Raw genomic sequence first — 25,467 nt, 5'->3', positions numbered from 1 at the left:
CGGCGGATGGCGAAGTACTTCGACGTGCACCCCGAAAACCCCCAGCCGCGCACCATCGCCCAGGTCGCCGACAGCATCCGCGCGGATGCGCTCATCGCGTATCCGACGGACTCCTGCTACGCGCTGGGCTGCCGGCTGGGCAGCCGTGACGGCATCGAGCGGATCCGGACGATCCGCCACCTGGACGACCGGCACCACTTCACCCTCGTGTGCCAGGACTTCTCGCAGCTCGGTCAGTTCGTACGGGTCGACAACGACGTGTTCCGCGCCATCAAGGCGTCGACGCCCGGCAGTTACACCTTCATCCTGCCGGCGACGAAGGAGGTGCCGCGGATGCTGCAGCACCCGAAGAAGAAGACGGTCGGTGTGCGCATCCCCGACCACGTCGTCACCCAGGCCCTGCTCACCGAGCTCGGCGAGCCGCTGCTGTCCAGCACGCTGCTCCTGCCCGACGAGGAGGAGCCGTTGACCCAGGGCTGGGAGATCAAGGACCGCCTCGACCATGTGCTGGACGGGGTGGTCGACTCCGGGGACTGCGGCACCGAGCCGACGACGGTCATCGACTTCTCGGGCGGCGAGGCGGAGATCGTACGGCGAGGGGCGGGGGACACCTCGCGGTTCGAGTGAACTCCAGCATCGCCCGAGGCCGGGGGCCCTTTCGTCGGGTTGGGTGGCACGTGCAACGATGACCGCGACCGGCCCGTCGGGCCGCATGAGTTGGTCGGCGCAGAGCGCGCAGAGAGGTAGCAGCCCCCCATGACCTCCGTACAAGGAACCACCGTTGACATCCCCACCGCGGACGGTGTTGCCGACGCCTATGTGGCGCACGCCGCCGACGGCAGTGCCCGGCCCGGCGTCCTGCTCTACATGGACGCGTTCGGGATCCGACCGCATCTGAAGTCGATGGCCGACCGGCTCGCCGCAGCGGGTTACACGGTGCTGGTGCCCAATGTGTTCTACCGGCACGGGCGCACACCCGTCGTCGAGTTGCCCGAGTTCATCGACCCGGAGGCGCGCCCGGAGATCTGGGGCAAGGTCGGCCCGCTGATCATGTCCGTCACCCCCGACCTCGCGAAGCGCGATGCGGCCGCGTATCTGCAGTGGCTGGCCGAATCGCCCCTCGTCACCGACGGCCCGGTCGCACTGACCGGCTACTGCATGGGCGCACGGCTGTCCCTGATCACCGCCGGCACCTACCCGGACCGGGTCGCCGCCGCGGCCGGGTTCCACGGCGGCCGGCTGGCGACGGAGGACCCGGACAGCCCGCACCTGGTGACCGAACACATCACCGCCGAGGTGTACTTCGGGCACGCCGACAACGATCCGTCGCTGCCGCCTGAGCAGATCCAGCGCCTGGAGGACGCCCTCACCGCGGCAGGTGTCCGGCACCGCTGCGAGGTCTACCCGGGCGCGCACCACGGGTACACGCAGGCCGACACGTCCTCCTACGGCAAGGAGGCCGACGAGCGCCACTGGGAAGCACTCCTCGACCTCCTTCAGCGGACCTTCTGACAAGTCACCGCAGGCGCCCGCGGGTTCGTCCGGCGGGCGCTTTTCCTTTCCCTCACGTCACCCTTATTGACATGCACGCAACTCCGGTGCCAGTTTGAGAGCGCTCTCAAAACAGGTACGGACCAATTCGGCCCATCCCCTCGAGTGACCCCACACACGGAGGTGGAGCGTGCACCACAAGCTCACCCGTCGCCTGACGGCCCCCACAGCCGCAGCCGCACTCATCGCCGCGGTGATCGCGATCCAGGCACCCTCGTCCGCCAGGGCGGCGGTGCCCGACACGATCCCGCTGCAGGTGACCAACAGCTCCGGCCGCAGCGACGCGGTCTACGTCTACACGATCGGCACCCTGCTCTCGACGGGACAGCAGGGCTGGGCGGACGCGAACGGCACGTTCCACGCCTGGCCGGCCGGGGGCAACCCGCCGACGCCCGCACCGGACGCGTCGATCACGGGACCGGCCTCCGGCGGGTCGAAGACGATCCGGATCCCCAAGTTCTCCGGACGCATCTACTTCTCCTACGGACAGAAGCTCGTGTTCAAGCTGACCACGGGCGGTCTCGTGCAGCCCGCCGTGCAGAACCCGAGCGACCCGAACCACGACATCCTGTTCAACTGGTCCGAGTACACACTCAACGACTCCGGCCTGTGGCTCAACAGCACACAGGTCGACATGTTCTCCGCGCCCTACGCGGTGGGCATCCAGGGGGCGAGCGGGAGCACGGCCACCACCGGCCACCTCAAGCCGGGCGGCTACAACGGCGTCCTGAACGATCTGCGCGGGAAGTCCGGCGGCTGGGCCGGGCTGATCCAGACCCGCTCCGACGGGACGGTGCTGCGGGCGCTGGCACCAGGACACGGACTGGAATCCGGCGCGCTGCCGGCGTCCGTGATGGACGACTACATCAACCGCGTCTGGCAGAAGTACACATCGGCCACCCTCACCGTGACCCCGTTCGGCGACCAGCCGGGCACCAAGTACTACGGCAAGGTCTCGGGCGGCGTCATGAACTTCACCGACGGCTCCGGCGCCATGGTCACGACCTTCCAGAAACCGGACGCGGACAGCGTCTTCGGCTGCCACAAACTGCTCGACGCGCCCAACGACCAGGTACGCGGCCCCATTTCGCGCACCCTGTGCGCCGGCTTCAACCGCTCCACCTTGCTGGTCGATCCCAACCAGCCGGACACGTCCTCGGCGAACTTCTACCAGGACTCGGTGACCAATCAGTACGCCCGCGCGATCCATGCACAGATGGCCGATGGCAAGGCCTACGCGTTCGCCTTCGACGACGTCGGCAACCACGAGTCGCTCGTCCATGACGGCAGCCCGCAGCAGGCGGACCTGACCCTCGACCCGTTCAACTGACGACGAAGGGCCTCACCCCGCGGCGGACGGGGGTGAGGCCCGGATCCGTGCGGGATCAGCCGGTCGTCAGCGCGGTGTCGTCGACGGTACGACTTTGCACGACGGGCGGCCGGCCTGCCCGCTGGGGATGCGGGCAGACCGCCGGGTGGTGCAGCCGAAGGGTCAGCTGAGGCCGAGGGAGGACAGGGCGGTGGTCCAGTCACTGGCGATGGCGCTGCGGGCGTCGTCGAGAGTGACCGTGCCGTTGCAGACGGCCGTCTTGAGCTTGTTCTCCACCGAGTCCTTGCTGGAAGCGGTCTTGCTGCCGTAGCGCGGCTCCGGCCACAGGTTCTGCGCGTCCTTGGGGGCGCCGCCGAGCTCGAGCGGGACGAGGTGGTCCTCCTCGTAGTCCGCCGTGCTGGTGTCCGAGTAGCCGTACTCCGCTATCTGCTTGACCTTCAGGGCGTTGGTGTACGAGCTGGAGGGGCGCACGGTGGCGGTCCAGCCGGACACACAGATCGTCGAGTCGATCGTGGACTGGGTGACGTCCGGGTTGTAGGCGCCGGGCTGGCAGGTCGGGTCCGGCAGCGGCAGGTAGGACTGCGAGCAACTGGCCGCGTGCGCGGCCGAGCCCGTGCCGATGATGAGACCGGCGACGGAGAGGGTGAGGGATGCCGTGGTGGCGGTGAGGCGGCGCATGGCACGCATGGGGGTTCTCCCGCGATGGGCCCGGGATTCCGGGCGGGTGTGTGCATGACAGCACCACCGGGTCTATGCGGGTAGAAATACGAAGTGAAGAATCAGTGACCTCACTGAATCCTTGCCACCCCTTGGCTTTCGGCTGCCCAACGCCTGGGATTTGCTTGAGCGTTCGATTACATGGGGGCAATCCGGAGCCGGCGCTTCGGGTTCGCGCCGAGCCTCGGTGGTCCCGGCTCGTGCCGCGGCCACGCGGAGGTCGTCGGGGGCCGCAGGACGGGTGCGGCCGCCGCGGGCTGCGGGTGTGGACGCAACGCGCATGGCTGTGACGGCCATCGAGGAGCACGAGTCGGCGTGGATCGTCTCCTGGCCGTCCGAGGAGTTCATGCGTACTCGGAACTCGGAGTTCATGCTGGTGGGCAACGGGCCGTACCTGGTCGACCGTGTATACGTGGGCTCCGGTGCGTACCGCAGTACACGATCTGCACGATGAACTATGCGTAGTCGCCGCTGCCCACGGCCGCATGCGTCTGCGCGGACCCTTCGCCAGAGGCTGCCCGTACTTTCGCCCGGCGACGCCATCGAGTACGTGAGCGAGCTGCTGGACGGTGATGCACCCCCGCGCCTTGTGGCCGTCGCCACCGACGAACTCGTGGAGACTCTCAACCCGCCACACACGGTGAAGACCTTTTTGAGCGGGGCGGCGAGCCCAGCCGGTCAGAGGCGCCACCTTGCCGTCGGCAACATCCCGGAGCAACTCGTCGATGCAGCCAGGCCGCCAGGGGCAGCAGACGACGAAGAGGTGGCAGTAGGTGCGGAAATCAGGGTCTGGGTCGTCCTCCACCAGCAGGCTCTGCCAATACCCCGTGGCGGGTTCAGGAAGACGGTGTACTCGCTCTCGTTCTCCGCATACCGCTTCGACTCCGGCAGGCTGTGAAAACGCACCCACACGTCCCGATACGGGTTACGGAGCTTGTACCCGACTGGAGGGCAACCGGGCCAACGCCACTGCCACGGCTCCGTCAGATCTGCCGGTCCGTCTCCGGAACTGCTGAACGTGGTCGGGCCCTCAAGCGTCGTCGGCAAGTACGGGATGGGTTCCCCGCGAGCCCTCCTGCTCCGGGCGGCCGGAAGGGAGCCGAGCGGGCTCTGGCAGCACCGTGGGACGGCGGCTTCCCGGTGTACGGCAGCAACGACTACGTCGAATGCACCGTGGAGTCCGGCGAGCCTGGGCGCCGAGAACACTCCCCGGAGGTGATGGCGCAAGCCGCGCGCGCCCCGAAAGCACCGGCGTTTGGCTGGAACTCGCCACTTTGCGACCGGAGTCAACCCCTGACAGTTGAGAGTTATTCAGTTACCAATGGTAAGCCCTTGCACTTACGGGGCTCTTACCCGTAGACCTGGCTCCACAAATTGCCAGGGCTCTGGGGGGAGTTGGCAGATGCAAGGCACGATTGACGGGTTCCGCTATGGTGCGGTGACCCCGGTGGCGGCCTATCTGATGGCCTGCCTGGGAGGGGCGCTGGGACTGCGGTGCATCGTACGGTCCCTGCTGAACGAGGATTCCTGGAAGCCGGGTTGGCTGGCGCTCGGTGCCACCTCGATCGGCTGTGGCATCTGGACGATGCACTTCATCGCCATGCTCGGTTTCCAGGTCGAGGAGACCGGGATCCGCTACGACACCGGGCTGACTCTGCTGAGCCTGGCCGTGTCGATCGTCGTGGTCGGCATCGGCGTGTTCATCGTCGGCTACCGGGGCGCCGGCAAGGTCACATTAGGCATCGCGGGCGTGGTCACCGGCCTCGGCATCGCCGCGATGCACTACCTCGGCATGGCCGCGGTGGAGGTGAACGGGGACTTCCGGTACGCCCCGCTCACCGTCGCCCTGTCCGTCGCCATCGCGATCGTCGCCGCGACCGCCGCACTGTGGGCGGCTGTCACCGTCCGGGGTTTCATGACGAGTCTCGGGGCCAGTCTGGTCATGGGGGTTGCCGTCTCCGGCATGCACTACACGGCCATGGCCGCCGTCAGCGTCCATGTGCACGGCAACAGAAGTGGGGCCTGGACGGGCGATTCGCCCAGCTCCTTACTGCTGCCCATGCTCCTCGGGCCGACCCTCTTCCTGTTGCTGGCCGGTGTGGTGGTCATGTTCGACCCGCTTCTGGTGCTGGGCGACGGCGAGTGGAACAGGTCGGCCCCGGGGCGGCGAGCGTCCGTCGCCGATCAGTCGGCGGAGCCCGCGCCTCAGCACAGCATCGCCCCGTTCGGCGGGCGGGTCGCTCCTGCGTGGCCCCGGCAGGATCGGTACGGGACCGCCACGCCGCCCGCGCCGCAGTGGGCACCGCCGCCCAGCCGCGAGTGGTGAACTGCCGCCGGGCGCAGCGGACGGCCGGCCCGAGCCGGGTGCGCCGGACGGCACCCGCGACAGCGGTTCCGGCGCACCCGACAATCGGGATCGGAGGACAAGCCGCTGAGCAGGTCGGCCCCTTGGCAGCTGCAGCGATCCGACTGCCGTAGTCCCGCGGCGAGTTGCCGTCGGACGCCGTCCACTGCCACGCTCGGGTCCGATGTGCGCGGGCACGCCCGGTCCGGCGCGCCGAGCGCCGGCACCCTCTTCCCCTCCGCCAATTGATCGTTGTTACGGTTCACCGGTGTCTGACTCTTCACGCGATACCGCCCAGGGCGCCGGCTGGGGCACCACAGAACGCGGCGACTACAAGCGGCTGATGCCGCAGCACGTCGAGAAGCTCTCCTGGCTCAATCCCAAGACGCTGTGGGCCGCCCGCAACGGCGTACTGGCCTCCTGGTTCGGGGACCCCACGGGCCGCACCCGCAGCAGATGGGTGGCGCAGCGCGAGGCGGCCGGCGCGCCCGTCGACAAGGTGATGCGGCGCGCGGACGCGGACCGGTTCTCCTTCATGGTCATCGGTGACACCGGCGAGGGCGATGATCCCCAGTACGCCGTCGTACCAGGGTTCCTGAAGATCGGTCAGGGAACGGACTTCGCCGTCGTCGCCAGCGACGTGATCTACCCGGTGGGCAGCGCGGACGACTACGCCACGAAGTTCTTCCGCCCGTACCAGGACTACCAGGCGCCGATCTACGCGATACCCGGCAACCACGACTGGTACGAGGACCTCGGCGCCTTCATGCGCGTCTTCTGCGCGGACGCCCCGCCCCTCGCCCCCGAGCCGGCACCGCGCCCCCTGAGCCGGCCCTGGATGCGCTCGCTCCTGTGGCACCGGCCACGCCCCACCGACGGTCAACACCTCGACGAGGCACGTCAGTTGCGCTCCGCGCAGGCCCAGCAGGCCGTCCAGCCGGGCCCGTACTGGGCCATCGATGCCGGACCCCTGCGGATCATAGGCATCGACACCGGCCTGCTCGGCACGATCGACGCCGAACAGGGCGCCTGGCTGCGCGAGGTCTCCAAGGGGCCCCGCCCCAAGATCCTCATCACCGGATCGCCCCTGTACGTCGACGGTGAACACCACCCCTGCACCATCGAGGGCGGCAACGGCACCGTCGACGACATCGTCCGCGACCCCGACCACCACTACGTGGCGGCGATCGGCGGCGACATCCACAACTACCAGCGCTACCCGGTCCGGGTGGACGGCCGCACCATCCAGTACGTCGTCTCCGGCGGCGGCGGGGCGTTCATGCACGCCACGCACACCATCCCCCGCATCGGCATCGCGGATGTCACCGAGAAGGACTTCCGCTGCTATCCGCTGCGCGGCGATTCCCTCGCCTTCTACAGCAGGCTCTACGGGCGGCGGCTGCGACTGAGCCGCTTCTTCACCCTCACCGAGGACGAGGCGATGGCCGTGATCGCGGAGCGGCTCGGCATCCCGCCGACCCGCACCCCGGGCAAAGCGGTGCGCGTCACCCGCCGGATCCGCATCGTGGCCAGTCTGCTCGGTGCCGGCGGCCGCCCCGACCGCACGTCACGCTTCCGCCTCCCGGTGCGCAAGATCTACACGCAGCTGTTCTCGCCGAGTTCGGCGACGTACAGCCCGCCGTTCTTCAAGCAGTTCCTGCGTCTGGACGTCACCCCGGAGGCGATCCACCTGCGCTGCTACGCGGCCACCGGCAACCGCGCGCAGGAGATCGAACCGCCCCTGGAGGACGAGGTCACCATTCCGCTGACCTGAGATGACCTGATCTTGACCCGAGCACGGGGAACAGTTCTCGCGCAGGCCTGGTTGGCACCGCCGTAATACTTGATACATCAAACAACCATGGAGGAGCCCGTGCCGCCGACCTCACGACCCCTGCGCAAGCTCGGTTTCCTGACCATCGGCCTCTTCGACGAGGCGGATCCGCGCCGTGGTCACGAGTCCACGCTGGAGATCATCGAGCTGGGTGAGCGGCTCGGCTTCGACAGCGCGTGGCTGCGCCACCGGCATCTCCAGTACGGCATCTCGTCCCCCGTCGCCGTCATGGCGGCGGCCTCGCAGCGCACCAGCCGTATCGAGCTCGGCACCGCGGTCATCCCGCTCGGCTGGGAGAACCCGCTGCGGCTGGCCGAGGACCTGGCGACGGTCGACATCCTGTCCGGGGGCCGTATCAACCCCGGTGTCAGCGTCGGTCCGCCGATGCACTACGACCAGGTCAAGGAAGCGCTGTATCCGGACACGGCGGAGGCCGAGGACTTCTCCTACGAGCGGGTGCGGCGGCTGCTGGACTTCGTGCGCGGCAAGAGCGCCACGGATTTCAGCGGGGTCGAGGGGTTCGAGGTGTTCTCGGACCGGGTGCAGCCGCACTCCCCCGGCCTGGGCCGTCGCCTCTGGTACGGCAGCGGGAGCATGAGTTCGGCGCGCTGGGCCGGCGAAAACGGCATGAACTTCCTCACCAGCAGTGTCGTCAAGGCGGAGAGCCCGCAGGGAGCGGAGGCGGACTTCGGCTTCGCGGAGATCCAGCTCTCCCACATCCGTGCCTTCCGCGCCCATCACCCCGACGGCGACGACGCCCGCGTCTCACAGGGCCTGGTCGTCATCCCCACCGACTCCGCCTCGCCCGGACAGCGTGCGAAATACGAGGAGTTCGCCGCCAAACGGACCCCTCGCACGGCCTCCCCGCAGGGCCCCGCCCGACTGATGTTCGCACCGGACATCGTCGGCAGTTCCGAAGAGATCGCCGAACGTCTCCACGCCCATGCGGCGTTCCGTGAGGTGGACGAGGTGGCGTTCGCGCTGCCGTTCACCTTCGAGCACGAGGACTATGTGCAGATCCTCACCGACATGGCCACGAGGCTCGGGCCGGCGCTCGGCTGGCAGCCCGCTGCCTGAGAGCCTGCGTCACCAGCGGCCGGGTTCGGTCCCGACGAGCGGCTTCGACGGCTTCATCACCCGGTGCATGATCCGGGGGAAGCAGAGGTGGGCGTTGTCGCTGGGAGCCAGGTGTATGGTGACCCGGTTCCCAGAAGGCCACGCGGCCCGGCTCCCAGCGGAAGCGCACCGAGCCGTTGACGAACAGCACCCGCCCCCGTCTCCGGGTGCACCCGCACGAGCAGGTACACGCGCGCAGGATCGTCGCGGCCGGCGGATCGATGCGTGCCCCGTGGTCGCAGTGCCAGCCGCGCAGCAGGGTGTGCCGACGGCGCTGCAGCCACCCCTCCCTTCGGGGAAGTCCGCCGCCGAGGCGCTGCCCCGCTTGCGCAGCAACCGCCGGGCGAACCCCACGTACCCGGCGTGGTCCAGTTGCTGCCCGCGGAAGAACACCACGTTCCAGCGCAGCACCGCCGCCCGGATCGCGGCGACCACGGCGCCCGTCGCCGTGTCCCGCTCAGTCGTCGTGCGCACTCCGCTGGTCGCCCGGGCCGGCGCCGCTCGACCGGTCGCCGTATCCGATCTTCGCGGGGAACACGACGGACGTCCTGTGCGCCGGTCCTGCTCCTCCGCGCGCATCGGGGCACTGGGAGATGCGGCCCGGCTCGCCCGCTGAGGCTGGCCCGCCCCCAACTTCCAGACGTGCGAAGCCTCCTGTCGATCAAGCCCGGGACATACGCGCAGGCTTCGGCGCCGCCCGGCGGTGGACGGTACCGCCGAGCGTGTACCAGCCCGCCCTGTCATACGACAGCGTCCGGGTCCTGGTGCAGGATCCGGCTGGAGCACGGCAGGGGCCGCGCGGCAGGCGTCCGCGTCCGGCTTGCACCGGCCGCAGGACAGGGCGTGGAGCGCCGCCACCCGTACCCGGGCGTCCGGATCGTCGAGCATGGCGGTCAACTCGTCCGTCGCCTCGGGCACCAGCAGTTGGCCCAGCAGCCTGCAGCATTCCTCCCGCCCCCGGGGCAGCGGGTGCCTCAGGCCCCGGCGGATGTCGGGCACGGCGTCCGCCCCGCGCCCCAGAAGTTCACGAAAGGCCTCCGGCCCCCATGGCTTCGAAGCGTTTTCCGCGGCGCGGGAGGGCCGTCCTCACACGCTGAACTCCCGTATGACCGTGTTCCGGAACACCGCCGTCCCGTCGATCGTGAACAGCGCCAGACCCGTGTCGACCAGGTACGGGAACACCTCGCTGGAGTGCACGTAGCGGCCGTCGTCGACGTACATCTCCACGGACGTCCGGTCCACGAGGATGCGCAGCTTCACCGTGCCCGCCGAGCGGCTGAACGGGGTGTGGCTCTCCTGCCACGTGCCGGAGGCGTCGGGGTTGACGGTGTTGCGGCGGTTGAGGAAGGCGTAGTCGTTGTAGATGCCGGCGTCGATGTGGCGTCCGCCGTCCGGTGAACGGCGCAACTGGAGTCCGGCGCCGGTGAGTTGGCTCCAGGTGATCTCGGTGGTGATCTCGTAGGAGATGCCCGTGTAGTCGAGCACCTTGGTGCCGTTGACGGTCACGTCGCCCAGATTCACCGTGCGGGAGACGTAGGCGTCGAGGGCGGCGGCGGGCCGGGAGGCCAGGTAGAAGGTGCCGGCGGAGTCACGCTTCAAGGTGAGCACGCGGACGATCGAGTCGGTGCCGTTGAAGCCGTCGCAGTCGATGGTGGGTGTGGTGTTCGCGTAGTCCCAGTTGTTCAGCCAGCCGATCGCGTGGCGGGCGCCGGGGTCCGGCGTGCCGCTAGTGTTCCGCTTCTCGAAGGTGACGGCGCCGTACCAGTCCCAGCCGTGGTCGAGCCACTGCGGGTCGGCGGCGTCGGCGGTGAAGGCGCTGCCGTCGAAGGCGCCCGTCCAGTAGGCGTACGTGTTGGGCAGCCCCGAGCCCTTGCCGTTGGCGCTGACGCCCAGCACCCACTTCACCGTGCCGTCCTCGGCGGTGATGCGGAACAGGTCCGGACATTCCAGTGTGCCGATCCCGTCCTTGATGAATCCGCCGGCGTACGTCCAGGACCTGAGGTCGGCGGAGTGGTAGAAGCCCACCTTGGTGCCCTCGGCGAGAGCCATCACCCAGCGGCCGCGGTCCTCGTCGCGGATCACCTTGGGGTCGCGGAAGTCGGCGACGCCGGGGTTGGGCAGGACCGGGTCGGTGCCGTGGTTGGTGAAGGTGCGGCCGCCGTCGGTGGAGTAGTACAGGAACTGCTCCTGATGGCCGGTTCCGCCGCCGGGCGACATGGTGGCGATGACGACCACCGCGCCGGCGCCGAAGCCTGCAGTGTTGTCCGTGTCCACGACCGCAGAGCCCGACCAGACGTCGCCGTTGGAGGTGGTGTCCTTCGGCACGGCGACGCCGCGGTCGGTGAAGGAGACCAGGTCGGTGCTGGTGGCCAGGCGCCAGGCCGTGCCGACGGGACCGGTCGGGTAGTCGGCGTTGTAGAGGTAGTAGTAGTGGTACTCGCCGTCGATCCAGACCGGGCGCTGGGGGTCGTTCTTCCAGGCGTCGGGGACCGTGAAGTGGTAGGCGGCGCGATAGCTCGCGCAACCCGCCCTGGTCGCCTTGGGTTTGGCGGTGGCCCGCGCTCCAGGAAGCAGCACGGCGGCTCCCCCGGCAGTGGTGCCGGCCAGCAGGGCTCTCCGGGACATCCCACGCATCACTCTTCGTTCCTCTCGTCGTCGAGTGGAGAACGGCGGCTCATGTGGTGCAGGACTGTGCGGCCTAACTCGTTAAAGGTCAAGGGGTGCACGACTCTTGACAGGCTCGTGGCAGGCTTCCCATCATCTGGGCATCAACCCTGATCTAACACGAGTTAGGCATGTTGGATGACCGACTCGCACGTCACCCGCCGCACCCTGCTGCGGTACGGGGCCTACGGCGCGGGGGCCGCCGCGCTGGCAGGCACCGCCGCGAGCTGGGACCGGCTCACCGGAGCCGACATCCCCGGCCGCGACGACGGCTCCCTCGTCGTCGCCACCCTCGGCCCCGCCTACGGCCCGGAGGCCATCCGCACCCTCACCGAGGGCTTCCGGAAAGTCCACCCCGACAGCAAGCTGCGGATCAACGCCGTACAGGCGGTCGACTGGTCGGACTTCTTCGCGAAGATCCTCACCCAGATCGCGGCGGGCACCGCGCCCGACCTCGTCTACGTCGCCACGGAGGGCGTGCAGCTGTTCGCGCAGCACCTCGGGGTCCCACTGGACCGCTGGGTGCAGCGGGACGCGGCCGAACTCAGGGAGTACTTCGCCGACGTCCACCCCTCGCTGGTGGAGTCGATGATGTACGAGGGGCACCTCTACCAGCTGCCCGTGGAGTTCAACGCGGCCGACATGTACCTGAACCGGCAGGTGCTCCAGCGGGCGGGCGCGGACTTCCCGGCGCCCGACTGGACGCGCGACGACTTCACCGCGTTGCTGCGGGCCATGAAGAAGTCGAGCGGCTCGCAGTTCACGCCGTACTTCTGGACCAACCGGCTGTGGGGCGGCGTGGTGCCCTGGCTCTTTGCCGGCGGCACCAATCTGCTCACGGAGTCCAAGGCGCCGGGCGGCGCCTGGCTGTGGGACTCCTTCTATCCCGCCGCCCAGCGGCAGGGCCGCGGCGGCGGCTTCCGCTGGACGAGCCCGCAGGCCACCGCCGGGCGCGTGGAGGAGGCGTACGACTACCTCTCCTCCCTCATCCAGGAGGGCCTGTGCACCCGCCCCGAGGGCGGCAACGGCCAGAACCTCGTCGGCGTGTTCTCCACCGGCCGGGTCGGCGTGACCCCGGCAGGCGGCTTCTGGGCCGGTGGCCTGCACCTGGCCGGGATGCGGGCGGACGGCTTCGACGTGCAGTACTTCCCGCGCTGGCGCACCCAGCGCCACCAGTTCGGCGCGGCGGGCTATGCGCTGCTGCGTACTTCCAAGAGGCAGGACGAGGCCTGGGAGTTCATCAAGTACGCCGCCCGCCGGGACACCCTGATGCGGCTCTTCGACACCAACCAGACCACCCCGGCGCGCCGCTCGATGCTGACGGCCGCCCGCTACCGGGAGACCGGCCCGAAGCACTGGCAGGTCTTCTACGACACCCTCGACAAGTTCCCCGACACCGGGCCGATCCCCGCCCCGCCGCAGGTCGCCGAGGTGACCGAGGTGCTGCTCAAGCACACCGGCACCGCCCTCGCCTCGCCGCGCTCGGTGCGCCCCTCACTGCGCCGGATGCAGGGCGACCTGGAGAAGGCCATGGAGCGTGACGCGTGACGAACACCCAGGTCCCCGCAGTACGGCCGCGGGCCGTCACGCCGGCCGTCGACGTGCCGCGGCCCTCGCCCCTGCGCACCCGCGGCACCCGGCTGCTCGCCGCCCTCTTCCTCGCGCCCACGATCGTCGGCATCGTCGTGTTCACGGTCGTGCCGATCGTCGGCTCGGTGGTGCTGAGCCTGTTCCACTGGAACGTGATCGACTCGCCGAGCTTCGCCGGGACGGCCAACTACCGTGAGGTCTTCTCCGACTCGACCGTGCAGGTCTCCTTCCTCAACACGCTGGTGTTCATGGTCTTCGCGGTCGCCGCGCAGCTCCTGATCGCCCTCGCGCTGGCGCTGACCCTGAACGGGCGGATGCCGGGGTGGCTGCGCTCGGTGTTCCGCTCGGCCTTCTTCTTTCCGCTGGTGCTGTCCGCCGCGTCGATCTCCGTGGTGATGAAGTACCTGTTCAACCAGGACTTCGGGGTGGTGAACTGGCTGATCGGGCTGGTCGGGATCTCGCCGGTGCCGTGGCTGACCTCGGAGCACGCGGCTCTCGCGACCGTGATCATCGTCTATGTGTGGCAGCAGTTCGGCTTCTCGTTCCTGCTGTTCATCGGCGGTCTGAACAACATCCCCAAGGAGGTCCACGAGGCCGCCTCCCTGGACGGTGCGACCGGTCTGCGCAAACACCTGCATGTGACGCTGCCGCTGCTGTCGCCGACGCTGCTGGTGGCGACCGTGGTCGGTGTCATCAACGCGCTGCAGGTCTTCGAGCAGCCGTATGTGCTCACCAACGGCGGGCCCGGCGACTCCACCCGCACCGTCGTGATGGTCATCTACGAGACCGCGTTCGAGCAGCTGCGCTTCGGTGAGGCATCCGCGGTGGGCGTGCTGCTGTTCGTGCTGATCATGGCGGTGACCGCTCTGCAGTTCCGGCTCAGCCGGCGTTTCGTCCACTACCAGTGAGCCGGGTGACCTCCATGAGCCAAGCAACCCTGTCCCTGAGCCGCGCCCGGTACTCCCTCGGGCCGTGGGCACGGATCGCCGCCCTCGCGGCGTGTGCGCTGCTGACCCTCGGCCCGGTCATCTGGACCGTCTCCACCTCGCTGCGCACCCCGGCCCAGTCCTTCGACCTGCCCCCGAAGATCATCCCGACGCATCCGACGGCCGAGGCCTACCGCGGGGTGTTCGACCAGATCGACGTATGGCTGCTCGCCCTCAACTCGACGCTGGTGACCGCGCTGATCGCGGTCGGCCAGATGATCACGGCGGGACTTGCCGGGTACGCGTTCGCGCGCCTCGAATTCCGTTTCAAGAAGCCCCTGTTCGGGCTGGTGCTGGCGACGATGATGGTGCCGCTGCAGGTGACCATCGTGCCGGTGTTCCTGGTGCTGAAGTCGATGGGCCTGACCGACACCCTGCTCGGTCTGATCATTCCGGCCTTCCCGACCGCTTTCGGTACCTTCCTGATGCGCCAGTACTTCCTGGGCATGCCCAGGGACCTGGGCGAGGCGGCCATGCTGGACGGTGCCGGGCCCTGGCGGATCTTCCGCTCGGTGTATGCGCCGCTGGCCGCACCCGGCCTCGCCATCGTCGGCGTGCTGGCCTTCAACTACCACTGGAACGAGTTCTTCCGGCCGCTGATCCTGGAGACCTCCGGGCAGAACTACACGCTGCCGCTGGGCCTGGTCTCCCTCCAGGGCAACCTGGGCACCGGCTCCATCTCGGTGGTCCTCGCCGGTGTCGTCCTGTCCATGATCCCCGCCGTCGCCGTGTTCGTCGTCGGCCAGCGCCCTCTGCGCGAGGGCATCACGTCCGCAGGAGTCAATCGTTGAGCAACGACGCCCCGCGCTTCAGGGTCCGTCCGCCCGCAGGCTGGATCAACGACCCGAACGGGCCGTTCCGTTGGCGGGACCGCTACCACCTCTTCTACCAGCACAACCCCGACGCGCCCGTGCACACGAACGTCCACTGGGGCCACGCCTCCAGCGCCGACCTCGCGTACTGGGAGCACCATCCGGTCGCGCTCGGCCCGACGCCCGGCGGCCCGGACGAGGCCGGCTGCTGGTCCGGCTGCGTGGTCGACGACGACGGAGTGCCGACCGCCGTGTACACCGGCGTCGACGGCCATCACACCGGACTGGGCACCATCTGTCTGGCGCGGGCGGTGGTGCCGGACGACGAGACGCTGACCGACTGGAAACCGCTGCCGACACCCGTGGTGACCGGCCCGCCCGCCGGTCTGGACGTGGTCATGTTCCGTGACCCGTTCGTGTTCCGCCACTGCGGGCGCCGGTGGGCACTGATCGGTGCGGGGCATGCGGACGGGACCCCCTCGGTCCTGCTGTACGACTGCGACGACCTGCTCGACTGGCGCTTCGCCGGGGTGCTCCTCGACGGCAACGACCCCGTCGCGGCGGAGGTGTTCGGCGACAAGGCGGTCGGCTGGGAGTGCCCGCAGCTGTACGTGACGGCGAGCGGCGAGTGGGTGCTCGTGCTGTCGCTGTGGGATGGCGACCCGTGCACCACGGGCTATCTGACGGGGCGTCTGCAGCCGTATGAAGAAAGGGAGTTGTGCTTCGAGGCACGGGCCGGCGGACGGCTCGACCACGGGCGGGACTTCTATGCGCCTGCCGTGCTCCAGGAGCCGGACCGGGCCCTGATGTGGGGCTGGTCCTGGGAGGCCCGCGCGCAGAGTGAGGTCGAGCACGCGGGCTGGGCCGGGGTGCTCAGCGCGCCACGCGTCGTGGACGTCCATCCGGACGGCGCGCTACGTGTCGTGCCGGCACCTGAGCTCCAACTCCTCCGCGCGGCCGAGCCGTTCGTCACCGGCTTTGCACGCGTTGCGCTCCCGCAGTCGTACGACCTGACCGTCACCGCACGCGGGCGGGCCACCGTGAGCCTGCTTCGGTCGGCCTCCGGTGCGGAGCTGACGGTCCGGCTGGATCCGGACGAAGGCACCGTGACCCTGGATCGCGGCGGCTGGCCGCGGGCCCGGCCCGACGGGTCGGCGCCGATCGTGGTGCGGGCACCCGCACGGCAGGTGCGGGTGCTCGTCGACGGTTCGCTCTTCGAGCTGTTCGTCGACGACCGGGTCACCGTCACCGAGCGGGTCTATCTTCGCCCAGGCGATGTACCCGAACTGGTCGTGGCGGGCAACGCCGAAGCCGTCACCGGGTGGGAACTGGTCCCACCGACGCCCGCGTGACCACCGGGCAGGCCAGGCGCCGCACGGTTGCCAGTGGTGTCCGTCCGGTGTCGATGGCGTCCAGCAGCAGCCGGGCGGCCGCCTCGCCCATGGCCCGGTGCGGCAGCGCGACCGTGGTCAGGGGCGGTGAGAGGAACGCGGCCATGTGCTCCTGGTCGTCGTAGCCGACCACCGAGAGGTCGCCGGGGACGTCGATGTCGAGGCGGGTCGCGGCGTGCAGGACGCCCGCCGCGACCCGGTCGTTGTAGCAGAAGACGCCGGTCGGGCGCCGGTCGGCCGGAAGACCGTCGAGGATGCGCAGCGCGCCCTCGTACCCGCCGGAGATCTCGCCGCCGCTGCGCACGACCCACTCCTTGGGCACGGTGATCCCCTCCGCGCGCAGGGCGTCCCGGAAGCCGCGCAGCCGCTCCGTCGACGCGATGTCGTCCTGGCCGCCGATGAGGGCGACCCTGCGGTGGCCTTCCTCCAGCAGCAGCCGGGCCGCCGTACGGCCCCCGCCGCGCTCGGCGGGGATGACCGCGGGCAGGGAGTCGTCCTCGGACAGGCAGTTGGCGAGGACGGAGTGGGTGCGGTGCAGGCCTTCGGGGACGCGGACCCGGCGCAGCGACATGGCGGCGTAGATGATGCCGTCGACACGGCGGTCGAGGAGTTCGGCGACGGCCGCGTCCTCCTTGGCGCGGTCGCCGCCGGAGTCGACGGTCAGCACGAGGTGCTCGCTGCCCCAGGCGGTCTCCATGGCGCCGCGCAGCAGCCGGCCCGCGAAGGGCGAGGAGGCGATCTCGTCGGTGATCAGGCCGATCACGGCGGTACGGCGGCGGCGCAGACCGCGGGCGACGGGGTCGGGGCGGTAGCCGAGCTGGGCGGCGGCCTGGCGGATGCGCTCCTGGGTGGCGGGCGAGAGGTTGCCTTCGGCGCGGCCGTTGAAGACGAAGGAGACGGCGGTGTGCGACACACCGGCGAGCCGGGCGACGTCGCGTGACGTGGGCCGTCCGGATCCCCCCGGCCCCTTGTCCTCGGTGCTGTCCATCCCGTGCGCTGCCTTCATCCCCCACCCGTCCGATTGATCACAGCTCACCCTATCCGTGACGCTGGGGGTACGGCACAGTCGAGGAAGGGTCCCACGGTGATCAGCGTCCCGACGCGCACGCTCAACGACGGCACGACTCTTCCCGCTCTCGGCCTGGGCACCTGGCCGATGTCCGACGCGGAGGCGGAACGGGCCGTCTCCGAGGCCCTCGGCCTGGGCTGCCGCCTGGTCGACTTCGCCACCAACTACGGCAACGAGACCGGAGTCGGGCGGGGTGTCGCCCGCAGCGGTGTCCCCCGGGAGGACGTCGTGGTGACGACGAAACTCCCGGGCCGGCACCACGGCTACGAGGAGACCCTGGCCTCCTTCGAGGAGTCCCGCAGGCGCCTGGGCGTGGAGTACGTCGACCTGTATCTGATCCACTGGCCGCTCCCCCGGGTCGGAAAGTACGTCGACTCGTGGCGGGCCATGATCAAGCTGCGCGAGGAGGGCCTGGTCCGCTCCATCGGCGTCTCCAACTTCACCGTCGAGCACGTGGAGCGGCTGGAGAAGGAGACCGGAGTACTGCCGTCTGTCAACCAGATCGAACTCCATCCGTTCTTCCCGCAGGACGAGCTGCGCGCCTCCCACACCGCCAAGGGCGTCCGCACCGAGAGCTGGACCCCCCATTACCTTCTTCGTGGCCCCGCAATGGGGCTCCCGGCCGCGGCAGGGGCCTGCTCGACGACCCCGTCGTCATCGGCATCGCCGAAGCCCTCGGCGGGACGCCCGGCCAGGTGGTCCTGCGCTGGCACACCCAGCTGGGCGCGGTGCCCATCCCGAAGTCCTCGAACCCCGAGCGGCAGCGGGCGAACCTCGACGTGTTCGGCTTCGAACTGGACCCCGCCCAGCTGGACGCGATCGCCGACCGGGCCCACCGGCGTCTCGGCGGGGACCCCGAGGTGCACGAGGAGTTCTGAGCCGCCCGCGGGGTACCCAGGGCCCACCAGGCAGGGCGCACGAAAGGAGCCCGAGGTGGGTGAGCAGGACCGGCTGCGGGAGTATCGCGGCAAGCGCGACTTCGGGCGGACCAAGGAACCGCAGGGGCGGTCGGCCGCCTCGGATGATCAGCCCCGGTTCGTCGTGCAGATCCATGACGCCAGCACCATGCACTTCGACTTCCGGCTGCAGGTCGGCGACATACTGAAGTCGTGGTCGATCCCGAAGGGCCCCTCCGGCGATCCGCAGGACAAGCGGCTCGCCGTGCCCACGGAAGACCATCCGAGAGTACGAGGAGTTCGAGGGAGTGATCCCTCAGGGCGAGTACGGCGGCGGCACCGTGATCGTGTGGGACCACGGCAGCTACGAGCCCCTCAGCCACGACCGCAAGGGGCGGCCCGTCGACTTCGGGGAGGCGCTCGAGCGCGGGCATGCCCGCTTCCGCCTCAAGGGGTCGAAGCTGCACGGCGAGTACGCCCTCACCCGCTTCCGCGGCGGGAAGGACGGGGACACCGAGGAGGCCTGGCTGCTGGTGAAGGCGGGCGCAGGGGCTCACGGGCACGGGACGCCGGATCGGCGGCGGGCCCGCTCGGTGAGCAGTGGCCGTACGCTCGCCCAGGTCGCGGCGGCTGCCGGGGAGCAGTGAGCGGCGGTGTCCGGCCTGCTGGACTCGCTCACGGACAAGGAGCAGGGGCTGCTGCGCACGGGGCGTCCGGGCGCGGAGCCGGCCGCCCGGCCGATGCTCGCGACGCTGAGTGACCGGCGGGACTTCGACAGTGGGTGGATCTTCGAGCGGAAGCTGGACGGCGTACGGCTGCTGGCGGTGCGGGACGGCGGGCGGGTCACGCTGCTGTCGCGCACGGGGCGTCGCCTGAACGACACGTACCCGGAGATCGTGGCGCCGCTGGCCGCCCAGTCCTGCACGGACTTCACCGTGGACGGGGAGGTCGTCGCGTTCACCCGGGGCCGCACCGACTTCGCCCGGCTCCAGCAGCGCATGGGCCTGACGCGCCGAGGGGACATCGAGGCGAGCGGCGTCGCGGTGACGTACTACGTGTTCGATCTGCTCGGGCTGGAGGGAGCCGACCTCACCCGGCTGCCGCTCAGGACCCGTAAGTCCCTGTTGCGCCGAGCCCTGACCTACCGTGCTCCGCTGCGGCTGACCTCCCACCGCAACGAGGGCGGCGCCGACCTGCTGGCCACCTCCTGCGCCCACGGCTGGGAAGGCCTGATCGCCAAGCGGGCCGACAGTGACTACCAGCCGCGCCGGTCCCGGGACTGGCTGAAGCTCAAGTGCTCCCAGGGACAGGAGTTCGTCGTCGGCGGGTTCACCGAACCGGCCGGCAGCCGGGTCGGCCTGGGGGCATCGCTCCTCGGCTACCAGGAGCACGGGAGGCTGCGGTACGCGGGCAAGGTCGGCACCGGCTTCGACCGCACCACACTGCTCTCGCTGCGGGAGCGGCTCGACGAACTGCGCACCGCCGGCCCGCCGTTCGAGGGCCGGGTACGTGAGTCGGGCGCGCGGTGGGTGCGGCCGGCGCTGGTCGCGCAGATCGACTTCACCGAGTGGACGCGGGACGGGATGCTGCGGCATCCGCGGTTCCTGGGGCTGCGGGACGACAAGGAACCGGAGGACGTCGTGCGGGAGCAGCCGGCCACCTGAGAGGGCGGCCATGGCCAACTTGAGGAGTTCCGAGGCGGATTGACGCGTTCCGGCCCCAACCGGCCGCCCGGGCCTCTATGTTCACGGCGGTACTCGATCTTCGTCCCTCGTCCCGGGAGGCCTTTCCGCATGCGCAACGCGCTCCGTACCGCCTTCGTCGGCGCGGTCGTCGCCGGCACCGTCCTGACCTGCGGCTCCGCCGGCGCCACTCCTCCCGGACCGGGAGTGACCGCCAAGCTGATCAGCACCACCACCGTCGGGAACACCGACTACGTCATCCGGGAGATCACCGTCCCGCCCGGGCAGGCCACCGGCTGGCACTACCACGACGGCCCGGTCTACGGCTTCGTCCGGCAGGGCACGCTCAGCCACTACCACTCGGACTGTGCCGAGGACGGCGTGTACAAGACCGGCACCACCGTCCGCGAGCCCGGCGGGCCGGGCGACGTCCACCTCGGGCGCAACGAGGGTGACACGCCGCTCGTCCTCGACGTGCTGTACGTCCTTCCGCACGGCGCGCCGTACTCGGAGGACGTGCCGAACCCGGGCTGCTCCTTCCAGTGATCAGGTCGGCGGCAGGGTCTGTTCGGCCCAGATGGTCTTGCCCCGGCCCGTCTGGCGGCTGCCCCAGCGCTGGGTGAGCTGGGCGACCAGCAGCAGTCCGCGGCCGCCCTCGTCGAAGGCGTGGGCCCGGCGCAGATGCGGTGAGGTGGAACTGCCGTCGGAGACCTCGCAGATGAGGCTGCGGTCGCGGATCAGCCGGAGCTGGACGGGGGGCGCGCCGTAGCGGATCGCGTTGGTGACCAGTTCGCTGACGACGAGTTCGGTGACGAAGGCGGTCTCGTCCAGGCCCCAGGCGGTCAGCTGCTCGGTGGCCGCCTGCCGGGCCGCGGCCACGCGTTCCGGATCGGGGGTGATGTCCCAGGTGGCGACCCGGTCCTCGCCCAGCGCCCGGGTGCGGGCCAGCAGCAGCGCCACGTCGTCACTGGGCTCCTCCGGCAGCACCGCCTTGAGGACCGTGTCGCACAGCATCTCGAGGGTGTCGGCACGGGCGGTCAGTGCGCGGCACAGTTCGGCCTGCGCGTGGTCGATGTCGCGGTCGCGGTCCTCGATCAGGCCGTCCGTGTACAGGGCGAGGACGGAGCCCTCGGGCATTTCCAGCTCCGTCGACTCGAAGGGCAGGCCGCCGACGCCCAGCGGGGGTCCGGCCGTCATGGGGACGAGGCTCACGGTGCCGTCGGGCAGCAGCAGGGCGGGCGGTGGATGGCCGGCTGCGGCGAGGTCGAGGCGGCGCGAGACGGGGTCGTAGACGGCGTAGAGGCAGGTGGCGCCGAGCTCCGCGACCTCGTCACCGGTGTCGTCCGACGCCAGATGGGTGACCAGGTCGTCCAGGTGGGTGAGGAGCTCGTCGGGCGGCAGGTCGACGTCCGCGAGGGTGCGTACGGCGGTGCAGAGGCGGCCCATGGTCGCCGAGGAGGTGATGCCGTGTCCCACCACGTCGCCGACGACCAGGGCGACGCGGCTGCCGGAGAGCGGGATCACGTCGAACCAGTCGCCGCCGATGCCGACCAGGGAGTCGGAGGGCAGATAGCGGTGAGCCACCTCGACCGCCGCCTGCCCGGGCAGCTCTCTGGGCAGCAGGCTGTTCTGCAGGGCCAGTGCGGTGGTGCGTTCGCGGCAGAAGCGGCGGGCGTTGTCGATGCAGACGGCGGCGCGGCTGGCGAGCTCCTCGGCGAGGACGGCGTCGTCGCCGCCGTAGTCGTCCGGATTGGCGATGCGGACGGCGACCGCGACGCCGAGCGTGGTACCGCGGGCCCGAAGCGGCACCGCGAGCATCGAGTGCACGCCCCTGCGGTGGGGGCGGCCCGCGGGGGCCCGTGCGTTGCGCTCGGCGACCCAGCGCATGAAGTCCGGTTCGCCCGCGTGGCTGAGGACGGCCCGCCCCGTTCTCAGTGCCTTCGCGGGCGGTGAGAACGCCGGGTAGAGGTCGGTGTCGCCGATGTGCACGGCCGCTTCGGGCGTGCCCTCGGTGACCGAGCCGTGGGCGACGCGGCGCAGCACGATGTCCCTCCCCGGCATCTCGGGATGCTCATCGGCGCCGAGGACCCAGTCGAGCAGGTCGACGCTGGCGAAGTCGGCGTAGCGGGGCACCAGCAGTTCGATGAGCTCCTCAGCGGTGCGCACCACGTCCAGGGTCGTGCCGATGAAGGCCGCCGCCTCGTTCAGCAGGGCCAGCCGCTCCCGGGCCCAGTACTGCTCGGTGCTGTCGAAGGCCGCCATGCCGGTTCCGATGACATTGCCGTCGGCGTCCCGGACCGGCCACATCTCGGTGATCCAGGCGTGCTCCCGGTTCGAGGACGGCGCGTGCGCATAGCTCTCGTAGCGGACCGGCCTGCCCGTCTCTACGGCCAGCTCCAGATGCCGCAGAAATCCCCGGTTGTACCCGACGTCCTGAACGGTGTCCATGAAGTACCGGCCGAGCAGGGTCTCGGCGGGCACTCCCATCACCTGGCAGGAAGCGTCGTTGAGCCGCAGATAGCGCTGGTCGGTGTCGAACACGGACAACGACACGGAGGCCTGCTGGAAGGCCTGCCCGGCGAGCGTCGGATCCGGCCTGCCGGGCTGCTCGGCGGTCACCACGTACCGGTCGGGTGAGTCGTCCCCGCCGGACAGGGCGCATGCGCGGAGGACGAGAGGCACCGTGGAGCCGTCACGGTGCCGGAGGACGACGGTGCCGGTCATGGCAGCCACGGCGCCGGGCGACGGGTCCTCGGCGAGCAGATCCCACACAGCCCGGCCCACGGCCTCCTCGGCCGGGTATCCCGTCAGCCGCCGGGCACCTTCGCTCCACCCGGTCACGATGCCCCGGGCATCGACGATCGCCGCAGCGGGGACGTGCTCCATGTAGTTCAGGATGGTTCTTTTGTCGCACCGCTTCAACCGAAACGGAGGGCCGGGCGGGCCCTCCGTTTGCGCGGCTGTCACTTCTTTCGGTCACGCAGGGCGGCGAGGGCCCGGTCGGCGTGGGTGTTCATCCGCAGCTCGCTGCGGACGATCTCCAGGACGGTGCGGTCCTCCGCTATGACGAAGGTGACCCGCTTGGTGGGAGCCAGACTGAAGCCGCGCTTCACGCCGAACCGCTCGCGGATCGTGCCGTCGGTGTCGGAAAGGAGGGGCATGCCGAGGCTGTGGCGGCCGGTGAACTCCTGCTGTTTCTCGACTGAGTCACCGCTGATGCCCACGGCTCGGGCGCCGGCGGCCGCGAACTCCGCCGCAAGGTCCCGGAAGTGGCAGGCCTCCGCGGTGCAGCCCGCGGTGAGGGCGGCGGGATAGAAGAACAGCACGATCGGTCCGTCGGCGAGCAGCTCGGACAGGGTGCGGAAGGTGCCGGTCTCGTCCGGCAGCTCGAAGTCGTCGATCTTGTCGCCGACGTTCACACGCTCGCTCACCTACCGGCCCTCCCCGTTCTTCGCGACGCTGCGGGCCCACAGCACGAGGGGCAGCTGCAGCGGCAGCCGTCCGATGGCCGCGGCCTTCTGCGGGGTGGGGCGGTGCCGCCAGTCGACGGCCATCTTCACGTTGGCGGGGAACACGCCGACGAAGAACGCGGCGGCGGCGAGGGCCGCGGGCTTGCGGGTGCGAGGCAGTGCGATGCCCGCCGCAAGGGCCAGCTCGGCGGCGCCGCTGGCGTATGTCCAGGTCCTGGGCCTGCCCGGCAGGGCCTGGGGGATGGTCTCGTCGAACTGGCGCGGCGAGGCGAAGTGGGCGACACCCGCGGCGGCCAGCAGGCCGGCGAGCAGCAGGGGCGAGCGTTCGGACCGTGGCACGGTTCCTCCTCTGATGACCTGCTGCCGGATGTTACCCGAGGGTAGAAGCGGTGGCTCCGGCGGCCGGATCCGGCCCGGAGGCCGGGCTCTGCGTGCGACGGTTGTGCGTTCTCGGGATGTAGCCGAAGGAGCGACGGAAGACGTCGGTGAAGGCTGCGGCGGTGGAGTCGGCGGCCGTGCGGCGGCGCCCCGCGCGACCTCGGCGTGAGGTCGGCGCCGGATCAGGCGGTACCCGCCGGCGCGGCCGTCTGCTCCTGCGCCTCCATCTCGACGGCGGCGGTGAGGAAGTCGTCGACCATACGGTGGAAGAGGGTGGCCAACTGCCGCAGCTCCTCCGGCTCCCAGTGGGACAAGGCCACCTGCATGCCCCGCGAACCGGCCTCACGGATGCGGTCGATGGCCTGCTGCCCGGCCTCGGTCAGCTCGATGCGCTGGGCACGTCGGTCGTCGGGGTCCGGGACGCGGGTGACGTAACCGGCCTTCTGCAGCTGCTGCACGGTGCGGGTGACGTGGGACGCCTCCACTCCCAGCCGGGCGGCCAGCTCTCCCGGGCGCAACGGTTCCGAATCGGCGACCTGCCGCAGCAGCGCCACGGCCGCACGGTCCAGCGGCACACCGGCCAGGGCCATCAGCCGGTCGTGCTGCCTGGCACGCGTGCTCAGGTAGGTGATGCGGGTGAGCGCACGCTCGATCTCGATCACTTCGTCCGAGGCGGGGGTGTCGGGAAGCGGTGGAGTGGACATGCGCCCCACTTTACCATCTTGTTGCGTAACTCAAGTAACTCCCTGCGGCGTTCCTCGTCCCGGTGCAGCACAGCGGCGCCCGCGTCGAAGCGGGAGATCTCCATCGGGTCGTCCACCAGACGGGCCGGCTTCACGGCCTCCTCACTGCGCGGCGAACCCGCGGGTGCGAGTCTCCATGCCGCGCAGCTCGGCCACCGACGGCTCCAGTGCGGCGGCTGTCTCGTTGAACGTGTGCGACAGATCGGTGAGTTCGTCGGAGCCGTCGACGGCGAGCAGGGCCGGCACGGTGGCCCGTTCGATGACGGGTCTGGATGAGCACCGGCGCCTCGCGGTCCACCTTGCGGCGCAGACGGGAGACGAGTTGCTCGATCGCGTAGCCTCCACCGAAGTCGCCCCGGCCACAGCGGCCGATCCGCTCCTTGGACAGCACCCGGTGCGCATTGACGAGCAGATGGCGCAGCAGCCGGTACTCGGCGGGCGTGAGTTGGGCGAGAGCACCGCTCCGGCGCGGGCCGCGGATCCGGCCGCGCAGCAGGACCTGCACCCGGGCCAGGAGCTCGGCCACCCGGAACGGCTTGGTGACGTAGCCCTCTCCCCCCAGGCGCCACCTGCCCCGGCCGAGGGCGACGCCATCCCGCAAACCCGGCGCTCACCCGCAAGGGCCTGCACGATCCGCCCGCGACCGAGGCCGTCGTACAGGAGTCCGCCTTCGTCTGACCTCGTGCCCTTCGTCCGAGAGGGCCGTCCGTGGCGCAGGACACGGGCGGTCCTCGCCCGTCGCTCCCGGCGGACATCGCCCACCATGGTTTCCAGGACCCGACCGGAGAGACGCGATGAGCATCCCTTGGCAGCGATACGCGGGCGAACATCCGCGCACCGTCGAGACCATGACGGCTGCGTTCCTGGTCGCCGCCTTCCTCCCGGGCAGCGAGA

21 protein-coding genes and 6 pseudogenes are annotated in these 25,467 nt (G+C 70.2%); 16 read left to right on the top strand and 11 right to left on the bottom strand.

Features of this window, described 5'->3' with window-relative positions; genetic code table 11:
* Positions 1-6: 6 nt before the first annotated feature.
* The 3 genes from AB0N07_RS24175 (at position 7) to AB0N07_RS24165 (ending at position 2,881) form a co-directional block, all read left to right on the top strand.
* Positions 7-627, top strand: coding sequence for an L-threonylcarbamoyladenylate synthase (locus AB0N07_RS24175; RefSeq protein ID WP_365838285.1), 621 nt, complete (start codon positions 7-9; stop codon positions 625-627).
* 129 nt (positions 628-756) lie between these two features.
* Positions 757-1,512, top strand: coding sequence for a dienelactone hydrolase family protein (locus AB0N07_RS24170; RefSeq protein WP_365838283.1), 756 nt, complete (start codon positions 757-759; stop codon positions 1,510-1,512).
* A 169-nt stretch (positions 1,513-1,681) separates the two neighbouring features.
* On the top strand, positions 1,682-2,881 hold the full coding sequence (locus AB0N07_RS24165; RefSeq protein ID WP_365838281.1) for a glycoside hydrolase family 64 protein: 1,200 nt from the start codon (positions 1,682-1,684) through the stop codon (positions 2,879-2,881).
* A 162-nt stretch (positions 2,882-3,043) separates the two neighbouring features.
* Here the strand turns inward: AB0N07_RS24165 and AB0N07_RS24160 are convergent, their stop codons facing one another.
* The gene (locus AB0N07_RS24160) at positions 3,044-3,568 is read right to left on the bottom strand and encodes a hypothetical protein (protein WP_365838279.1); all 525 of its coding nucleotides are present in this window, start codon (positions 3,566-3,568) and stop codon (positions 3,044-3,046) included.
* A gap of 310 nt (positions 3,569-3,878) precedes the next feature.
* On the opposite strand from AB0N07_RS24160, the gene AB0N07_RS24155 reads away from it, so the two are divergent.
* The 5 genes from AB0N07_RS24155 (at position 3,879) to AB0N07_RS24135 (ending at position 8,853) form a co-directional block, all read left to right on the top strand.
* Positions 3,879-4,052 carry a YrhB domain-containing protein gene (locus AB0N07_RS24155; protein ID WP_365838277.1) on the top strand — a complete coding sequence of 58 codons (174 nt, stop codon included), beginning with the start codon at positions 3,879-3,881 and terminating at the stop codon, positions 4,050-4,052.
* Positions 4,053-4,148: 96 nt separating this feature from the next.
* On the top strand, positions 4,149-4,496 hold the full coding sequence (locus AB0N07_RS24150; RefSeq protein ID WP_365838275.1) for a hypothetical protein: 348 nt from the start codon (positions 4,149-4,151) through the stop codon (positions 4,494-4,496).
* Positions 4,497-5,000: 504 nt separating this feature from the next.
* Positions 5,001-5,924, top strand: coding sequence for an MHYT domain-containing protein (locus AB0N07_RS24145; RefSeq protein ID WP_365838273.1), 924 nt, complete (start codon positions 5,001-5,003; stop codon positions 5,922-5,924).
* 286 nt (positions 5,925-6,210) lie between these two features.
* Positions 6,211-7,716: a metallophosphoesterase gene (locus AB0N07_RS24140; protein WP_365838271.1), complete on the top strand. Its 1,506-nt coding sequence runs from the start codon at positions 6,211-6,213 to the stop codon at positions 7,714-7,716.
* A 99-nt stretch (positions 7,717-7,815) separates the two neighbouring features.
* Positions 7,816-8,853, top strand: coding sequence for an LLM class flavin-dependent oxidoreductase (locus AB0N07_RS24135; protein ID WP_365838315.1), 1,038 nt, complete (start codon positions 7,816-7,818; stop codon positions 8,851-8,853).
* 9 nt (positions 8,854-8,862) lie between these two features.
* Here AB0N07_RS24135 and AB0N07_RS24130 read toward each other — a convergent pair.
* The 3 genes and pseudogenes from AB0N07_RS24130 to AB0N07_RS24120 form a co-directional block, all read right to left on the bottom strand.
* A pseudogene (locus AB0N07_RS24130) lies at positions 8,863-9,327 on the bottom strand (TauD/TfdA family dioxygenase); the annotation flags it as partial.
* A gap of 462 nt (positions 9,328-9,789) precedes the next feature.
* Positions 9,790-9,891, bottom strand: a pseudogene (locus AB0N07_RS24125) (HEAT repeat domain-containing protein); the annotation flags it as partial.
* Positions 9,892-9,978: 87 nt separating this feature from the next.
* Entirely contained in the window at positions 9,979-11,526 is a 1,548-nt protein-coding gene (locus AB0N07_RS24120) for a GH32 C-terminal domain-containing protein (RefSeq protein ID WP_365838269.1), read from the bottom strand.
* Between the two features lie 168 nt (positions 11,527-11,694).
* Here AB0N07_RS24120 and AB0N07_RS24115 point away from each other — a divergent pair, with 168 nt between their 5' ends.
* Genes AB0N07_RS24115 through AB0N07_RS24100 form a run of 4 tightly spaced genes read left to right on the top strand, consistent with a single transcriptional unit; the run spans position 11,695 to position 16,296 of the window.
* Entirely contained in the window at positions 11,695-13,104 is a 1,410-nt protein-coding gene (locus tag AB0N07_RS24115) for an extracellular solute-binding protein (protein WP_365838267.1), read from the top strand.
* On the top strand, positions 13,101-14,054 hold the full coding sequence (locus AB0N07_RS24110) for a sugar ABC transporter permease (RefSeq protein WP_365838265.1): 954 nt from the start codon (positions 13,101-13,103) through the stop codon (positions 14,052-14,054). Before AB0N07_RS24115 ends, AB0N07_RS24110 begins: the two co-directional genes overlap by 4 nt.
* A gap of 14 nt (positions 14,055-14,068) precedes the next feature.
* Positions 14,069-14,923 (top strand): carbohydrate ABC transporter permease, encoded by an 855-nt coding sequence (locus tag AB0N07_RS24105; protein ID WP_365838263.1) that lies wholly within the window; start codon positions 14,069-14,071, stop codon positions 14,921-14,923.
* On the top strand, positions 14,920-16,296 hold the full coding sequence (locus AB0N07_RS24100; protein WP_365838261.1) for a glycoside hydrolase family 32 protein: 1,377 nt from the start codon (positions 14,920-14,922) through the stop codon (positions 16,294-16,296). Before AB0N07_RS24105 ends, AB0N07_RS24100 begins: the two co-directional genes overlap by 4 nt.
* On the opposite strand, the gene AB0N07_RS24095 is transcribed toward AB0N07_RS24100, so the two are convergent.
* Complete coding sequence (locus tag AB0N07_RS24095; RefSeq protein ID WP_365838259.1) at positions 16,259-17,323, bottom strand: LacI family DNA-binding transcriptional regulator; 1,065 nt, start codon at positions 17,321-17,323, stop codon at positions 16,259-16,261. The two genes, AB0N07_RS24100 and AB0N07_RS24095, sit on opposite strands and share 38 nt — an antisense overlap.
* 96 nt (positions 17,324-17,419) lie before the next feature.
* Between AB0N07_RS24095 and AB0N07_RS24090 the strand changes: the two are divergent.
* From AB0N07_RS24090 to AB0N07_RS24075, 4 genes and pseudogenes are all read left to right on the top strand, one after another.
* Positions 17,420-18,282 (top strand): annotated as a pseudogene (locus tag AB0N07_RS24090) (aldo/keto reductase).
* 55 nt (positions 18,283-18,337) lie between these two features.
* Positions 18,338-18,947: pseudogene (locus AB0N07_RS24085) on the top strand (DNA polymerase ligase N-terminal domain-containing protein).
* 6 nt (positions 18,948-18,953) lie between these two features.
* Entirely contained in the window at positions 18,954-19,964 is a 1,011-nt protein-coding gene (ligD, locus tag AB0N07_RS24080; RefSeq protein ID WP_365838257.1) for a non-homologous end-joining DNA ligase, read from the top strand.
* Positions 19,965-20,093: 129 nt separating this feature from the next.
* Positions 20,094-20,528: a cupin domain-containing protein gene (locus AB0N07_RS24075; RefSeq protein ID WP_365838255.1), complete on the top strand. Its 435-nt coding sequence runs from the start codon at positions 20,094-20,096 to the stop codon at positions 20,526-20,528.
* On the opposite strand, the gene AB0N07_RS24070 is transcribed toward AB0N07_RS24075, so the two are convergent.
* The 6 genes and pseudogenes from AB0N07_RS24070 to AB0N07_RS24045 all read right to left on the bottom strand — a co-directional run.
* A complete protein-coding gene (locus AB0N07_RS24070; protein WP_365838253.1) occupies positions 20,529-22,868 on the bottom strand; it encodes a SpoIIE family protein phosphatase in 2,340 nt (779 codons plus the stop codon).
* A 77-nt stretch (positions 22,869-22,945) separates the two neighbouring features.
* Positions 22,946-23,413, bottom strand: a complete 468-nt coding sequence (locus AB0N07_RS24065; RefSeq protein ID WP_365838251.1) for a peroxiredoxin — start codon at positions 23,411-23,413, stop codon at positions 22,946-22,948.
* Positions 23,414-23,791 (bottom strand): MauE/DoxX family redox-associated membrane protein, encoded by a 378-nt coding sequence (locus AB0N07_RS24060; RefSeq protein ID WP_030946497.1) that lies wholly within the window; start codon positions 23,789-23,791, stop codon positions 23,414-23,416.
* 221 nt (positions 23,792-24,012) lie between these two features.
* The gene (locus tag AB0N07_RS24055) at positions 24,013-24,534 is read right to left on the bottom strand and encodes a MarR family transcriptional regulator (RefSeq protein WP_365838248.1); all 522 of its coding nucleotides are present in this window, start codon (positions 24,532-24,534) and stop codon (positions 24,013-24,015) included.
* A gap of 53 nt (positions 24,535-24,587) precedes the next feature.
* Positions 24,588-24,807: pseudogene (locus AB0N07_RS24050) on the bottom strand (two-component sensor histidine kinase); the annotation flags it as partial.
* A gap of 28 nt (positions 24,808-24,835) precedes the next feature.
* A pseudogene (locus AB0N07_RS24045) lies at positions 24,836-25,132 on the bottom strand (winged helix-turn-helix domain-containing protein); the annotation flags it as partial.
* Positions 25,133-25,467: the final 335 nt, after the last annotated feature.

It is taken from the genome of Streptomyces sp. NPDC051172, assembly GCF_040682555.1.
In the GTDB taxonomy this organism is placed as follows: domain Bacteria; phylum Actinomycetota; class Actinomycetes; order Streptomycetales; family Streptomycetaceae; genus Streptomyces.
This window is presented reverse-complemented; position numbering and strand designations above follow the sequence as displayed.

What these genes read in the sequence shown, in the direction of transcription:
- AB0N07_RS24175 (WP_365838285.1), top strand. Translation starts at nt 7, where the DNA reads ATGGCGAAGTACTTCGACGTGCACCCCGAAAACCCCCAGCCGCGCACC.
- AB0N07_RS24170 (WP_365838283.1), top strand. Translation starts at nt 757, where the DNA reads ATGACCTCCGTACAAGGAACCACCGTTGACATCCCCACCGCGGACGGT.
- AB0N07_RS24160 (WP_365838279.1), bottom strand. Translation starts at nt 3,568, where the DNA reads ATGCGTGCCATGCGCCGCCTCACCGCCACCACGGCATCCCTCACCCTC.
- AB0N07_RS24155 (WP_365838277.1), top strand. Translation starts at nt 3,879, where the DNA reads ATGGCTGTGACGGCCATCGAGGAGCACGAGTCGGCGTGGATCGTCTCC.
- AB0N07_RS24145 (WP_365838273.1), top strand. Translation starts at nt 5,001, where the DNA reads ATGCAAGGCACGATTGACGGGTTCCGCTATGGTGCGGTGACCCCGGTG.
- AB0N07_RS24120 (WP_365838269.1), bottom strand. Translation starts at nt 11,526, where the DNA reads ATGCGTGGGATGTCCCGGAGAGCCCTGCTGGCCGGCACCACTGCCGGG.
- AB0N07_RS24115 (WP_365838267.1), top strand. Translation starts at nt 11,695, where the DNA reads ATGACCGACTCGCACGTCACCCGCCGCACCCTGCTGCGGTACGGGGCC.
- AB0N07_RS24105 (WP_365838263.1), top strand. Translation starts at nt 14,069, where the DNA reads ATGAGCCAAGCAACCCTGTCCCTGAGCCGCGCCCGGTACTCCCTCGGG.
- AB0N07_RS24095 (WP_365838259.1), bottom strand. Translation starts at nt 17,323, where the DNA reads ATGGACAGCACCGAGGACAAGGGGCCGGGGGGATCCGGACGGCCCACG.
- AB0N07_RS24075 (WP_365838255.1), top strand. Translation starts at nt 20,094, where the DNA reads ATGCGCAACGCGCTCCGTACCGCCTTCGTCGGCGCGGTCGTCGCCGGC.
- AB0N07_RS24070 (WP_365838253.1), bottom strand. Translation starts at nt 22,868, where the DNA reads ATGGAGCACGTCCCCGCTGCGGCGATCGTCGATGCCCGGGGCATCGTG.
- AB0N07_RS24055 (WP_365838248.1), bottom strand. Translation starts at nt 24,534, where the DNA reads ATGTCCACTCCACCGCTTCCCGACACCCCCGCCTCGGACGAAGTGATC.